The sequence below is a fragment of the uncultured Stenotrophomonas sp. genome (assembly GCF_945952405.1).
Classification (GTDB): Bacteria; Pseudomonadota; Gammaproteobacteria; order Xanthomonadales; family Xanthomonadaceae; genus Stenotrophomonas.
Genome location: NZ_CAMFIA010000004.1, coordinates 139,995 through 153,680 on the forward strand (window position 1 = coordinate 139,995; position 13,686 = coordinate 153,680).

General features: G+C 68.8%; 6 protein-coding genes. All 6 read right to left on the reverse strand.

Annotated features, from left to right (window positions below):
* Positions 1 to 77: 77 nt before the first annotated feature.
* Positions 78 to 2,447: a penicillin-binding protein 1C gene (gene pbpC / locus Q0P60_RS05915; RefSeq protein ID WP_294989629.1), complete on the reverse strand. Its 2,370-nt coding sequence runs from the start codon at positions 2,445 to 2,447 to the stop codon at positions 78 to 80.
* Positions 2,448 to 2,508: 61 nt separating this feature from the next.
* Complete coding sequence (locus Q0P60_RS05920; RefSeq protein ID WP_294989632.1) at positions 2,509 to 7,431, reverse strand: alpha-2-macroglobulin; 4,923 nt, start codon at positions 7,429 to 7,431, stop codon at positions 2,509 to 2,511.
* Positions 7,432 to 7,504: 73 nt separating this feature from the next.
* On the reverse strand, positions 7,505 to 10,231 hold the full coding sequence (locus tag Q0P60_RS05925; RefSeq protein WP_294989635.1) for a bpX6 domain-containing protein: 2,727 nt from the start codon (positions 10,229 to 10,231) through the stop codon (positions 7,505 to 7,507).
* Entirely contained in the window at positions 10,224 to 12,041 is a 1,818-nt protein-coding gene (locus tag Q0P60_RS05930) for a hypothetical protein (protein ID WP_294989638.1), read from the reverse strand. Before Q0P60_RS05930 ends, Q0P60_RS05925 begins: the two co-directional genes overlap by 8 nt.
* On the reverse strand, positions 12,038 to 12,463 hold the full coding sequence (locus Q0P60_RS05935; RefSeq protein ID WP_294989641.1) for a hypothetical protein: 426 nt from the start codon (positions 12,461 to 12,463) through the stop codon (positions 12,038 to 12,040). Before Q0P60_RS05935 ends, Q0P60_RS05930 begins: the two co-directional genes overlap by 4 nt.
* On the reverse strand, positions 12,456 to 13,565 hold the full coding sequence (locus Q0P60_RS05940) for an AAA family ATPase (RefSeq protein WP_294989645.1): 1,110 nt from the start codon (positions 13,563 to 13,565) through the stop codon (positions 12,456 to 12,458). Before Q0P60_RS05940 ends, Q0P60_RS05935 begins: the two co-directional genes overlap by 8 nt.
* Positions 13,566 to 13,686: the final 121 nt, after the last annotated feature.

Sequence of the window (13,686 nt, forward strand, 5' to 3'; positions counted from 1 at the left end):
CGCTCCCTGTAGAGTCGAGCCATGCTCGACTGGTTCTCTCGAGTCGAGCATGGCTCGACTCTACAGGGGCCCGGCACCTACCTGAGGACGTTGAACCTTACCTGCGTCCACGCGCCATCGGCAGCCAGCGCAGTGAGCGTATGCGCGCCCGGCTCGGCGAACTCACGCTGCATCAGCTGGGCACCGCGGGTCTGCGCGATCCAGCGGCCATCCAGCAGCCAGTCCACCGCCTGCTCGCTGCCCAGCGCGCGCAGCTGCAGGCGCACGCCGTGCTCGGCATTCGGCGCACGCGCCAGCGTGGCGCCATCATTCAGGCCATCCACATGCAGGGCCACGCTGGCTTCACGGCCATCGTCGCGGCAGTCCGGCGCCAACGGAGGCAACCGCGACGCCTCACGCGTGGCCTGCGACAACCATGGCGACAGCAGTGCCGGCCAGCGTGCGACCTCACGTGCTACTTCTTCATGCGGAGCCCGGCAATCGGCGGACACGCGCAGGCCACTGCGCGCGTCGGCCAGGTAGCGCTGGCGGCCAGGCTGCCATCGCCGCGCCTCGCGCTCGGGGAACGTGGGGGGCGCGGCACCTTCCAGCAGGTACGCCTGCATCCGGCGCTGGCACAACGCCGCCGGCAGGCCCTCGGCCCGTTCGCCGGTCGGCCAGCAGATGTCCTCCTGGCTGACGCTGCCCGGCATCGGTGCGGCCGCCGAATCGCCGCGCTGGCGCGGCAGGCTGTCCACCACCTCGAACATCAGCGGCAGTGCGGTGACCGCACCATACTGCCCCGGCAACGGCGTGCCGTCCGGCCGCCCGACCCACACGCCCACGGTGTAATGGCGGGTACTGCCAATCGCCCAGGCATCACGGTAGCCGTAGCTGGTGCCGGTCTTCCAGGCCACGCGCGGGCGGCCACCGACGTCGAAGGTGCCGACGCTGTAGCCCGGGCGCGGATTCGATTCCAGCATCTCGCGCACGATCCAGCTGGCCCCGGGCGAGGCCAGCCGCCGTTCGATCAAGGGCTCGTCATCGGTGTAGCGGACGCGGCCGGCGATGCCATTGCGGTTGAACGCGGCGAAGGCACCGACCAGGTCCTCCAGCCGCGCACCGGTACCGCCAAGGATCAGCGACAGGTTGGGCGTGCTGCCCGGCGGGAAGCGCAGCTGGATGCCGGAGTGCGACAGACGCGCGGCGAAGCGCGCGGCGCCGACCCGCTGCAGCAGGTCCACCGAGGGCACGTTGAGCGACAGGCGCAGCGCAGTGGACGCACCGACCGGCCCATTGAAGGACATGTCGAAATTGCCGGGCCGATAACTGCCGAAGCTCTGCGGCGCATCCACCAGCAGGCTTTCCGAATGGATCAGGCCATCATCCAGCGCCATTGCATAGAGGAACGGCTTGAGCGTGGAGCCGGGCGAGCGCCATGCCTGCACCATGTCCACATGACCCAGGCGCTGGCGGTCGCCGAAGGACAAGGTGCCGACATAGGCACGCGCCTGCAGGGTCTGGTTGTCGACCACAAGCAGCGCCGCCGAGGTACGCTCGGGCAGCGTCGAGAAATAGCTGGCCACGCGTTCTTCCAGCGTGCGCTGCAGGCCGATGTCGATGCTGCTCTGGATGCGCGCCTGGCCCGGATGCGTCGAATGCAGGCGCTGCGCCAGCAGCGCAGCATGCAGCGGTGGCCGCAGCGAGCGCGCCACCACGTTCTCGATGCGCGCATCCTGCACTTCTTCCGGGGTCCACGCCCCCAGTTCGGCCATGCGTGACAGCACCTTGTCGCGTGCCTTCTGCGCCGCCTGCGGGTGGCGGTCCGGGCGCAGCCGGCTCGGCGCCTGCGGCAGCACCGCCAGCAGCGCGGCTTCGGCATGCGACAACTGCGCGGCCGGCTTGCCGAGATAGGCCCAGCTGGCGGCCTCCACGCCCTCGATGGTGCCACCGTAGGGCGCGCGCTCCAGGTACAGCGCCAGGATCTGTTGCTTGCTCAGGTGCACTTCCAGCTGCACCGCGCGCAGCATCTGCTTGAGCTTGCCCCACGGCGTGCGCGAGTGCGGGTCGAGGATGCGTGCCACCTGCATGGTCAGGGTCGAGCCACCGGACACGATGCGCCCTCCCCGCAGCAGCTGGCCGCCGGCACGCAGGATCGCCAGCGGGTTGATGCCGGGATGGGTCCAGAACCAGCGATCCTCGTAGGTCAGCAGCGCCTGCAGGTACAACGGCGAGACGCTGTCGACCGAGGCGGGATAGCGCCACACGCCCTCGGCATCGGCGAACGCACGCAGTGGCGTGCCATCGGCAGCCACCACCAGGGTACTGGTGTCGCGCTGCTTCGGCAGCGGCGGCGGGAACGCCAGATCCAGCACCAGCAGCAGGGCCAGCAGGCCCGCCGTGCCCCAGCGCAGCCACGGCCACAGCGGTTGCAGCCAGCGGCGCAGGGCCGCCAGCCGGGGCGGCATCGCGCGCTTCATTGCCGGGTGCCGGTGGGACGGGCCGCGCCGTCGCGGCCCGTCCGCGCGGTCACGGCTGCACCACCGTGATCGTGGTCGGATTGCTGCGGCCGACGCCACGCAGCTGCGGCCGGTACATGTCCTCCACCAGCGGCGGCGGCACCGAGTAGGTGCCCGGGGTCACCGCACGCACCAGGTAGAACACGTTGGCCTTGCTGCCACGCGAGAGTTTCAGCGCGGCCACGTAGCGGTCGTCGCGGAACTCCTCGTGCTTGGTATCGGCGGCTTCGCCGCGGTCGCTGATGGTGATGCCATCAACCACCACGTCCGCCCACTGCTTGGCATCGCCCAGGTTGAAGTTCTCGATCTCCAGGCCGGCCGGCAACAGATCGGTCAGCAGTGCATCAGGCATCGTGGTATCAGCAGTGACCGTAACGCGCACGATCAGGGCTTCGCCCTCCTTCAGCGGGCGTGGCGACCACGGCTTGCCATCGGTGCCGAAGTAGCTGCGCTCGACCCCCAGCACGCTGGTGTCCGGCGCCGGCGCAGTACGCGGGATGCCGGCGACATCGATGCTGGCGAACATCGGCGGCTGGCCCTGCGGGGTGAAGCGCACGCCACTGGCCAGCTCGCCCGCGCTGAAGTTGCGGCCGAACAGCTTGCGCTCGCCGATCGCTTCGGTGTTGCCACCGATCACCAGCTCACCGGCCACCAGTGCCTTCTGGTTGGCGGCCAGTGCCTTGCCAAGGCGGGCGATGGCCACCTGCTCCTGCGTGCTCAGCCACATCCAGCCGGCATTGCGGCGCGCATCCAGGCCACGGCCGAGGTCAACCGCACGTGCATCCCAGGCCGGCTTGGCCAGCTTGTTCTCGTGGGTCAGCGCGATCATCAGCGCGTCATCACGGATCGCACTGCCGTAGTCACCGAAGTACGACGGGCGTTCGCTGCTGGACTTGGCGAAGGCCGCCGCCAGTGCCGCCTGGCCACGCTTGGCATCACCCTGCAGCGACAGCGCCACGCCCAGATGGACCAGCGACAGGCCGCCGACCGCCTTGCCGCGCTCGTTGTCATACAGCGTGCGCAGGGTTCCCAGCGGCGCGCGGTTGACCCGGGCCAGCACATAGCCGGAATACGCCTGGTTGGCGAACTTCAGCTTCTCGCGGTCGTCCTGGCCGTAGAACGGGTTGCCACCGGACAGCAGGTCCTCGCTGAGGCGGTTGAGCGCCTTCTGCAGCACATTGTCGGGCACGGCGAACCCCGCGTCCTTGGCATCCAGCAGGAACTCGGTGATGTACGGCGTCAGCCAGGGGTTCACGTAACCGTCGTCACCCCACATCGAGAAGTTGCCGTTCGCCACCTGCATCGACGCCAGGCGGCCGAACGCGCCTTCCATGCGTTCACGGCGGGTCTTGGCATCCAGGCCATCGGCACCGAGCATCGACGACGTTGCCTGGTCCAGGATCAGTGCGGCGTAGCCCTTGCTGGTGGTCTGCTCGGCACAGCCGTAGGGATAGTTCAGCGCCCCCTGCAGCGCGCTGGCGAACGGGATCGGCGGCAGCGGGCTGACCAGCAGGCGGGCATTCACCGAGTCCGGCATCAGGCCGTCGGTCAGGCTGTTGTCCAGGCTGACCGCGGCCAGTGGATCGAGCGTGCGCACCTGCGAACGCAACACCTGCGGCCAGGCCGCACGTACCGGCAGGTCGTAGCTGCGATCGGCCTTGAAGCCGTTGCCGTCCACCCGCACCCGGACCTTGGCCACGCTGTGGCCCTCGCGTGCCGACAGCGGGAAGCTCAACGTGGTCTTGGCATCGGCATTCAACTGCAGGCTGCGGCTGCCCTCGCCCAGGTTCAGCGGGCCCACGCTGTCCACCCGCACGTTGAACTGGCCCGGCTTGCCGGTGAAGTTCTGCACGTCCAGGGTCACGGTGCTGCGGTCACCCGGTGCGAGCACACGCGGCATGCTGGCCTCGGCCAGGATCGGCGCACGCACCACGGTTTCCACATCGCGCTTGCCATACTGGTCATCGCTGTAGACCAGCGCCGACACCCGCAGGGTGCCGTTGAAATCCGGCACTTTCAGGCGGATCCGGGCAATGCCCTTGGCATCCAGCTGGACCGGGCCGGAGAACAGGTCCACGGTCTGCACGCGCGCGGTCGGGCGCTTGGCCTGCGGCAGCGCCTGCAACGCCATGTCGCCACCGAACTTGAGCTTGCCACTGCCGCCATCGAAGCTCTCGATCACCCGGCTGTAGATGTCGTACGCATCGATGCCGAGGCGACGCTGGGCGAAGAAGTGGGCACCGGCATCAGGCACCGGGAAGCGGGTGATGTTGAGGATGCCCACGTCCACCGCCGAGACCGTGACGTGCGCGGTCTTGCCAGCCAGCTGCGGCGCGCTGACCGTTACCGGCAGGTCCTGCTCCGGACGCATCTGCTTGGGCGCGACCAGGCCGACGGCAACGGTGCGGCCCTTGCGGTCCATCGGCACGTGCACCACGCCCACGGCGCGGGCCGGGGTGATCTTGCTCGGCGCGCTGCCGCCACGGAACACCAGCGCGGTGATGTAGACATCGTGGCGCTCCCAGTCGGCGGTGACCGGGATCTTGAAGGTCGAACCCGGCTTGGCCTCGATGTCCTGCACGTACAGCATGCGGTCGGTCTCGACCATCAGGATGCCCTTGCCGGCGTGCGGCGGGGTCACCGTCACCTCCAGGGTGTCACCGGCCTTGTAGCCGGTCTTGTCCAGGCCCAGCTTGACCTTGTCCGGGCGTGCATCCAGGCCGCGGTTGTCATCGCCCCAGCTCCAGCCGGCACGGAACGGATAGCGGCTGGTCAGGCCGGTGGCCGGATCGAACACGTCCACCCGGTACTCGCCCCACTCCACCGGGAAGTCGAACGCGACCGCGCTGCTGCCGGCATCGACGGTGCGGGTTTCCTTGTTCTCGAAGCGCCGGGTGAAATCGTAATCCCAGCGGTTGTCATTGAAGGTCCAGTGATAGTCGCGCAGTTCGCGCACCAGGGTGATCTTCAGGCCCTTGGCCGGCTGCGGCGTACCCGCAGCATCCACGCGCATCAGCTCGAAGCGCGCATTGCCATTGGAATCAGCACCGTCCTCCGGGTTGAACAGCGGGCGCACGCCAACCAGGGCGTTGGCCGGCCACATCACCCGCTTCACGGTGCGGGTGACGGTGCGGCCACCGGTTTCGTACAGGCTGCCGGACAGCACCACGGCGACCGGCGCCTTGGCCTTGGCGGCCTCTTCCGGCAACGCCACGTCTTCGCGCAGCTGGCCATTGGCCGGCAGCGTGGTATCGATCACGTCCTTGGCTTCGCGCGGCAGCTGCAGGGTCGGGTCACCGAAGAAATAGCCCGGCAGCCCCTCCACCGGCTTCTGCTCGGCGGCCACCGCCATGCGCGCGGTGAAGCGGTTGCCGTCGGCCGGTGCCCCGTACAGATAGGCGCCATTGGCCTGCAGGCGCAGGTCTTCGCCCGGCTTGAGCGTCTTCTGCGCGCTGTCCAGGTCCAGCTTCATGCGCTCGGGCAGGAACTCCTCGATGCGCAGGGTCATGCCCTGGATCGCTTCCTTGCTGGCCGGGTCGGTGCGGAACTCGACCTGCCAGCGCCCGGTCGGCGCCTCGGCGGGGATCACCTGCTCGAAACTGACGTAGCCCTGGTCGCCCGGCTGCAGGCGGGTCTCGCGGAAAGTCTTGCCGTCGGGTTGCTTCAGGCGCAGGAAGAGTGGCTGGACGCTCTTACCAGGCCCGCCGACCGGCTTGCCGTCGTTGTCGCGCAGCAGCGCGGACAGGCGCACCGTCTCGCCCGGGCGGTACAGGTCGCGGCCGGACCACGCGTAGACGTCGAACCAGGCATTGTCACGGCCGGCCACGGCGAATTCGCTCAGGTCCAGCGCGGGCTGGTTGAACGGCAGGAAGCTGGTGTCCTTGCCACTGCTGGCGACCAGCACGTGGGTGGCATCCAGGGTGTAGTTCAGCAGCGCATTGCCGTTGCCATCGGTACTGCCCTTCAGCACCACCTCGCCCTTGGCATCCAGCACGCGCAGGTCGATGCCCTTCAGCGGCGCGCCATCCTTCAGGCCGGCGGTGTGCACGAACAGCTTGTCCTTGTAGGCACGGGTGTGCAGACCGATGTCGCTGACCGAGAAGAACGCGGTATCGAACTCGCCTTCGTAATCACCGGTGCGCTTGAGCAGGGCGAAATACAGGCCCGGCTCCTGCAGTTCCTTGATGTCCTGGGTCGGCAGGTAGGTCAGCACCCGCTCGTTCTTCTTGCCGCCCAGGATGAAGCGATTGACATAGACCGGCTCGGCCAGCTTGTTGATCGGGCTGCGCTCGTAGTCACTGCTCAGCTCCCAGCTGCCACGGCGGCCGCCGCGCTGGTACTGGCTGAAGAAGGTCGGCAGGTCCTTCTCGCGCACGCGCAGGAACTCGACGTCCACTTCCGGCACGTTCACCGAGACCACCGGCAGGCCGCGGCTGTCCTTGGCCGGCAGCACGCTGCCCTGCGAGGCGAAGCCAACCACCGGCTTCAGCTCGCCGCTGAACACCTTCTGCTTCAGCTCCTTGCCCAGGCGGCTGCCATCGGCCGCCAGCAGGTCGGGCGAAACCACCAGGCTGAACTCCTTGCCGGCCTCGACGAACGGATAGCGCAGGGTCAGGCCGTCATCGGACAGGGTCCAGCTGCTGTCGTCGGTGCCGACCTTCTCCTCGAAGCGCACCAGCTTGTCGAAATCCTGGGTGCCGACCAGCGGTCGCGAGAACTCCAGCGCCAGCGACAGGCCTTCATTCTTCTGGTCCGGGTACGCGCGCAGCAGGGTGAATTCCTTCACCTGCTCGGCCTTGGTGGTGATCGCCTCACCACTGGCCTTGGGCAACTGCCCACTGTCGTTGCGGCAGCCGGCCAGGCCCAGCAACAGGCCTCCTGCCAGTACCGCCGCCGCCCATCCCCACCGCTTCCGCCGTGCCGGACCGCTCATGTCGTCACTCCTTGATCGAGGCGGCCATTATAGGCAGGCCGCGTCAAGGTGTTGACGCGAATTCGGCAATGGCTCAGCCCACGGCCAATACGCGGGTGGTACTGGCCGAGGTCCTGGTGTCGATCTGCAGCAGCCGGCCCTGCGGGTCGTGCAGCCACACGCGGCCGCCCTGCTCGCCTGCGCGGACCCCCACGCCGGGCGGCCATTCGATCTGTGCCAGCAGGCCACCATCGGCGACACGGACCAGGAAGCAATGGGTGGCGTCCGCCATCGGCACCGTCACCAGCAGCCCCGAATCAAGCATCTTCATCGCGCCACCGGCCCGCACCTGCGCCGCCCCCGCGTCCAGCAAGCGGCAGGCATGACCGCCACTACTGCTGCTGATCAGCAACTGCAGGCTGTCGCCGTCGCCTGCGGCCAGCTGCACCTGCAGCGCCCCATGCCGCGGGCAGGCCACCAGCTCGGCAACGTCCTGGATGGGCACCGGCTCCTGGGCAATGCGTCGACGGCGCTCCGTCGTATAGGCCCACGGCGAGACCCGGCCGGGCTCGGGCACCAGCCAGACCTCGCGTTCACGGAAGAAGCCATGGGCAACCGGCGCCGCAGGAAGATCCACGTGCCACAGCACCTCATGCAGGCTGCTGCACACATCCAGCAGGCGGATGTCCCGCCCGCTCTGAACCGTCCAACGGGTGCCATCGAAAACAGGGGACATGGCATCGGCAACCAGGCTGCCCAGTTCCCGCGACTGCCCGGTCACCAGATCCAGGCGCGCCACATGGCAGACCTGCTCGCGTTCGGCCACGGCCAGCGCAACCTCGCCACTCTGCGCGAGAACCAGCCGGCTGGCAGGAGATCGATGACGCTGCAGCACCCTGCCGCGCGCGTCCAGCATCGCCACACCCGCTTCACCCAGCGCCACCAGGCAGCGCTCGCCCTCCAACACCACGACATCGCGGAGCGCCAGGGCCGAGCTGCCGGCAAGCTGCATGCGCAGCCGCAGCGGCTCACCGCGCTGGGCCAGCGGCTGGCTTGCCAGCTGCGGGGCCACGCTCCAGTCCGGCACATCGGCACTCAGCACCGTGTTCCTGGAGAGTTTCAGCAGGCCCTTGAGGCGCTCCAGCGGTACATCGGCCACGTTGGCCGCCCGGTCCGCCGCCAGTGCCGGCAGCAGGTGACCGGCCATCGCGCGGATGGCCGGCGTAGGCTGCTGCATCTGCAGCAGCGCGTCTGCCGCCGCCAGGCGTTGCGCTGGATCGCCGTCCGCAGCAACCAGTGCTTCGATCCGGCGCGCATGCTCGACCAGGGTTGCGGGCAACAGCGCGGTACGCACCATCAGCGCCCGCGCCGAAAGCAGCTGCCCGCTGCGCTCGGCATCGAGCAACCAGCCCAACGCCTCTTCGCGGGCATCCGGCAATGGCCATGCGGTCTCCACCGCTTCCAGCCACTCCCCCTGCTGCTGGCGCTGTCGCGCCCATTCCAACCGCAGCCGGTCGGCCAGCGGCGCATGCTCATGCTGCAGCTGTACGACGGCTTCGGCGAAGGCATTGTCGCGCCGTGCCACCAGCACGGCGCGCTGGTGATCGCCTGCCAGCAGGAGCAAGCGGATCAGAACCGGCGCCGACAGGTCCCAGCCCACCGCCAGCTCGGCGGCCTCCCGCGCACGCCCGTGCCGGACCAGATAGTCCAGCGCTTCGGTGCGGGCGCCGAGAAGTTCAGCCAGCACGAACAGGGCCTCGTCCACCCGCCCACGGCGATCGAGCTGCTCGAACGCGGCACGATACATGCGCTGCAGGTTCTGCACGAGGTCATCGTCCAGCGCGATTGACGACCGCCCGCCCCTGCGTGCGCCCACCTGCAGCGAATCACGCCGCCCCGGAACGCCGAATGCCGGGCCGGTTTCTGGAACGGATGCATCCAGGTCCAGCGGGAGCGCATTGCGCAACCCCTCGTCGAGGTCTCCGCGTTCGAACATGCTCATCATCCTGCGCAGATGTGCGCTCTGGCGATGGCCCAACGCCGTACCGATCCGGGTCAGCATGGCCAGCCGGGCCAGCTGCCGTCGCCAGGCCGAAGGACGCTGCGGCGGGTGCCGGGCCTGCAACCCGGAAGCCGGTTGACCACCGGAAGCGCGCGCGAGTTTTCCCGCCAGGCGTCCCAGCAGGCCGACGGTAGCGCCCGCCACGGCATCCCGTCCCCACCGCGCGGCGCGGCGCAGCACAGGCCCTTCCGCCGGGGCAGCAGGCTCACCCCGCATCACCTGCATCAGTGACTCGGTTGCCGCGCTGCGCGGCCCCACCTTGCCGCCGACCAGACCGCGCACATCGCTGCCCGGCAGTTTCACGGCCGCCGGCAATGGCGGTGGCCGCAGTGGATACACCGTGGCCAGTGCCAGCGTGCTGAAATCCAGCAGCGACGACAGGTCGAGGGGCTCCCCCTCATGCAGCCTGCGCGGCTGTGGCTGCGCGCCCTGCACCAGGACCAGATCGGCGCTGGGCAGCGCTCGACGCTCGCCGGCGGTCAGGGGAGCGGCATGCAGCACGCCATCGATGCGGCACAGCGCGAGGCCGGGGGCGCTGTCGCACTGCAGTGACAAGGGCTGTGCCAGGCACAGCAGGTCGCCATCGGCGAAACGCCATGCGCGGCTGCCGGTCGCCCAGGCCTGCAGCAGGCGCCGGTCGCGCTGCGCAACAGACACGCCCTGTGCCGGGAACCAGAAAGCGGCCACGCTCTGCCATCCCCGCCACAACGGATGACGCACATTGGATACCGCCAATGCACTCCCCGACATCTCATCCATTGGACGCTCCTCGCCGGCCATCCAACAGCGTCAGCAGGCTTCTGCCGGCAACGGTCATCACCTGCAGCCGGCCATCGATATCCACCCACGCAAGGCGTCGTCCACAGGGCGACACGCTGGCGGTCGCGACAGCGACCGGGGATCGGTGCAGCATCCGTTGTCCCTGTGGATGGATCAGCATCAGGCTCCGACGGTCACTGCCCAGCACCAGCAAACGCGGGCTGGCTTCATGTTCATCCTCTTCAAGCAGGCCAATGACCTTGAAACCAGGCGCAAGACGAACGTCCTGGCGGTCAACCACGGTTTCGCGTTGCACACGGTAGAAGCCACACAGGCGCCCTCCGTCGCCGTCGGGCCGCTCCAGCGCGAAGCACAGCGGGTCGCTCCAGCTGCGTGGGGCCGCCAACCAGACGTTCTTCAGATTGCTTACGCCTGGCAGCATGATGATGACCTTGGACTTGCCCAGGCGGCTCCGCCGGCTGATCACCACTTCCGCGGCCCGGTACTGCGCGAACAGCAGCTCCCCCTGCCCGGCCTCGCGCATCGCCACGACCACTTCAGCCAGCCGCACCAGCTCAGGCGTGCCGCCAGCCTTGCGCGACCATTGCAGCAGGCGGCCGGCATTGTCGACCACATGCAGGTTGCGCTGATCATGCCCGGTGAACACCTCGATCGCCGGTAGCCAGCGGCCGACACCCGGGTGGATCGTCAGCGCGTCCGCGGAAGGTCGCCGTATCACCCCGCCTGGACGTTGCCAGAAAACCAGATGGGCATCGTCGCCGACGACCCCTCCCAGGTTCTTTTCCCCCACGTGCGCACAGAGCATGCGTTGTCCCCTGGTCCAATCCTGCAACCGCAGGATCGGAGGCTTGCGCTGGTTGTCATGCCCGATCCGCAGGATGCATGCCGAATGCGCCTGTCCTTCGGCGAAGGCGACGGCAACATTGCGCCCACTGCTACTGAACTGTGGGGGCTGGCGCAGCGACAACCGCGACGCCGTGGACATCACCCGATCGCCTTTCACCACCTGCAGCCATTGCCCCTGCAGCAATCGCGATGACGCCATCGGCGCCGGCAATGGCAGGGTCAGTTCGCGCGGGCGCGCAGCCGGTCCCAGCGCAACCTGCAGGGTCGCGTCGAAGGTGCGGCGCGCGCGGACCACATGGCTTGCGCCGAGCACCTGTGCGGCACTGCTGTCGGCCGCCAGCAGCCACAGCTCCGCCACGCCGGGCTGCTGCTCCTGCAGATCCACGGCCCAGTCCCGACACTGCGCGGGGCCCGCGGCTTCATGGCTGCGCTCATGCAACAGCCTGAGCAGCATGTCCTGGGCCGAAGCATCGTGCAGCTCACCCGGGCGGTGCAGCACTCCCCACAGCAGCCGGGCACGGCTGTCGCGTGCACGACGCTGCAACAGGATCCACATCGCCACGTGCACCAGGCGAGGCTCTCCCCATTGGCGCGGGCCGGCATCGAACAGGGCAACCACGCACGGTTCGTTGCGCACCTGATGGAACTGGGGCGCCAGGAACAGATGTTCGCCCTGCGCCGCGCGCCGGATGAACTCGTCGGGCATTGCGTCGGCCAGCCCCCACTCGCTGAGCAGCAAGCGCTCATAGCTGCCACGGGCGGCGACTCCGGAATAGCCGTCGGCAGTGGCCGGTGCGTGCTGCACCTGGCTGATTCCGCTGCCCAGCAGGGGATCCAGCCGCAGCAGCAGGTCGCCCAGCATCGCCGCAATCTCCGGGTCGAACACCTGCAACCAGGGCTGCCAGGGCAGCAGGTCGCGCGGCAGCTCCAGCACAGCGGTCATGCCATCTCCCGGCAGCGGCGCAGCTGCTGCATCCAGTCCAGGCTTACAGGAAGCAGCCCCGACAGCGGCACCACCAACGCCGGTTGTGCCAGCAGCAGCAGCGGCTCGGTGCGGTAGCGTGCAGCCAGCCCGGCTGCCAGCAGATCAACCGCCACGTCCGGCTGCTGGGTCGTCGGCAGCCACAGCGAAGCCGCTACCGGGCTTGGCGCAACGTACTGCACGCCCTCCACCCAGGGCAGGCGATCCGCCGGCGCAGCCAGCATCAGCAGGTCCGGCCCGGCCACCGCCAGCAGGCCGGGGTCGGCATTGCGCTCCAGCCTGCGCTGCAGCACTGCCAGCAGCGCGTGTGCGGGTTCCCCCAGTGCAATCACGCCTTGTGCGGCAGGCGGCTCGACGGTTGCCCGCCAGCCCCACTCATGCATCGGCACTGACCTGCTCCGCCAGCTGCCCCCGGGCCGCGGCCAGCTCGGGCCCCAATGCCGCCCGGGTGAAGTTGGCATCGATCTCGCGAAGGACCGCCTCGGCACGACGTCCGCGCTCCGCAGCGTCGGCCTGCAGGCACTCCTGCGCGGCCTGCAGCAGCCGGTCCTCCCGCGAGCGCGGTTGCAGTACGGCCGCTTCCGCAGCACTGCGCAGGATCGGGTTGGCCGTTGCAAGCAACGAATCACGAAGCAGGTCCTGCGCCTTGCGCTGTGCTTCGGCCGTGGGCAGCACATACATCAGCGGCCACAGGTCCGCCTCGGTCGCAGACTCTCGGCCCGCCAGTACGGCTGCTGCGGCAACCAGGCGCTGCGTCTTGACGATCCGCCGGTCGGACAGTTCCAGCCCGTCTGCACGCAGTCGCCGCAGTTCCTGCGCCAGTCGTGGACGCACCCGCGACATATCCACCTGCGGCACCCGCGTGGCCAGCAGATCCAGATCCGCCAACGATGTCGACGGCGGCAGCGTGGTCGACTCGCTGGCCCAACCGCCTTCCAGCAGCAGCTCCAGCCGATCGTCGCTGACCGGCCCGACGAACAGCCGCAGCATGAAGCGATCGGCGAATGCTGCCAGTGCCGGGTCTTCCGGCAGGCCGTTGGCAGCCGCCACGCAGACCCGTAGCGGGCAGGCGATATCGGTATGGCCGCGGCGGAAGCGCCGTTCGTTGAGAACGCCCAGCAGCGTATTGAGGATGGCGGTGGAGCCGAGGAAGACCTCGTCCAGGAACGCCACGTCCGCCTCGGGCAGCATGCCCTGCACATCGGCTTCGACACGCCCTTCGCGCAGGCGGCGCAGGTCGATCGGTCCAAACAGTTCGGACGGTTCGGTGAACCGGCCCAGCAGGTATTCGAAGTAGCGCCCGCCCAGGCCTGCCGCAACCCGCCGCACCACCGCACTCTTGGCCGTACCTGGTGGTCCAACCACCAGCAGGTGTTCGCCGGCCACGGCCGCAAGCAGCATCAGTTCAGCCAACTGTTCGCGGTCAATCAGACCGCGGGTTGCATGATGGACGGTATCGCGCAGGCGAGCAGCAGCATGGGGCATGGTGGCATCCGGCCGGGTTCAAGCAGGCAGCATCCGCCGCACTGCCGGGTGAAAGGCCCTGCACTTTAGCCGAGTGCGATGACCGGCGATAGCACGCGCGTATACGCCCGCCACAGGGCCC